General features: G+C 67.1%; 1 protein-coding gene. It reads left to right on the forward strand.

The window, feature by feature from the left end; all coding sequences use genetic code 11:
* Nucleotides 1-187: 187 nt before the first annotated feature.
* Nucleotides 188-1,438, forward strand: a complete 1,251-nt coding sequence (locus tag GONAM_RS22150; RefSeq protein WP_157159198.1) for an IS110 family RNA-guided transposase — start codon at nt 188-190, stop codon at nt 1,436-1,438.
* The last annotated feature ends 286 nt before the right edge of the window (nt 1,439-1,724 follow it).

Genomic DNA, 1,724 nt, shown 5'->3' on the forward strand with positions numbered 1-1,724 from the left:
GCACCTAGTAATAGCTCCAAGGTGGTGAAATGAAGGACATCCTCCTGTTGTGGTCGTAAGGGCTTGGTGTCCCAACCACAAAAGGAGGATGTCGATGTTCGAGGCTAGTCCGTTGAGCCGAGGAGCGAAACGCCGAAACGACCGGTTGACCCGGTTCCGAGAAATCGTGGGCCGCGACTATGCGGTGGTGGCGATCGACCTGGCAGCCAAGAAGCAGGTGATCGTGGTCGCCGATCACGACTCCCGCATCCTGGCCCGCAAAACGTTTACCTTCACACCGTGGAAGTTGGGGCCGGCGATCGCCTGGGCCCGCACCCAGGCCGAGGTGGCCGGATTCGCCGGCATCGTGCTCGCCTGTGAACCGACCGGGCACCGCTGGAAAGTGGTCGCTGATCTGGCCGCCGCAGTCGGAGCGCAGATGGTGTGCGTGCAACCGATGGTGGTGGCACGGGCTCGGGAGACCGAAGACTTCACCCGCGACAAATCCGACGACAAAGACGCCCTGCTGATCGCTCGCCTGACCACCCAACTCCACATCTACCTGCCCGAACACGCTGATCAGCACTGGGCACGGCTGCGTCACCTCGGCGTGCGACGGACCGAGCAACTCACCCGCCGAGCCGCGGCCCGCCAACAAATCCGCGACCTCCTCGACAGTGCCTGGCCGCAGGTGCTCGATAGCGCCGCCCAACCCCTGGACTCGGCCACCTGGCTGGCCACCATGACCATCATCGGCTGCGATCCACGCACCATCACCGCCTACCGCAGCCCCGCCCGCGCGCGCACCCGGCTACGGGCCCGACTGCACCGCGAACTTCCCCGCTGGGGTGCCCACCGGATCCACGGGCCGATCCTGACCGCGATCATCACCTCCGCTTTCGCGACCACCATGCCGCCCGAGCGGACCGGAGCGTTGGAACGTGCCCACTACGGTCTCAACGACTTTCACCACGCCACCGTCGAGTGCCGGCAGGTCGAAAGCCACATGCTGGCTGTGCTCGACGAGTTGCAGCTGACCGCACTGGCCAGCAGCATTCCCGGCGTCACCGCGGTCTCGGTCGCGGCGATCCTCGCCGAAACCGGTGACCTGTCCCGCTTCGATTCCGCCCGGGCGGTGGTCAAACACGCCGGCCTGTGCCCGCGTGAGAACTCCTCGGGCAGCTACCAGGGCACAACCACCATCAGTGGCCGTGGGCGGCCCCGCCTACGAACTGCCGCCTGGCGAGCGGCGTTCGGCGCGTTGCGGCACAACCCGGTCTACGCCGCCCGCTACCAACACCTGACCACCCGCACCCACAATCGACTGCAACCCAACCAGGCCTATGTGGCCATCGCCGCTGCCTTGCTACGCCAGCTGCACGTGGTGATCACCACCGCCACTCCCTGGGACCCGACCCTGGCCGGCGCACCCCAGTCCGCGGAGGTGAGCGCCGCCTGAACCGAAAACCCCACCGACCGGGACAAGCTCGCCGCACCTAGGGCACAACCCGCGCCTGAGCCTGAGCAGTCCCACCCGGCGCGACCCGAGCTCGGATGAAGGCTGTTGGGTAGCAACCCGTTTGACCGCTAGGTAGAGCCCGCGCCAGGCACGACCCCGGCCGACCAACCACCACCAGCACCCGCACCCGGACCGCCCAACCAGGCCGCCCGGCAACACCCACACGCCCACACCCCACCGCAGGACCCATTGACACAAACCCTCATAGGCTGCTCAGGCAACGGAA

The organism is Gordonia namibiensis NBRC 108229 (assembly GCF_000298235.1).
In the GTDB taxonomy this organism is placed as follows: domain Bacteria; phylum Actinomycetota; class Actinomycetes; order Mycobacteriales; family Mycobacteriaceae; genus Gordonia; species Gordonia namibiensis.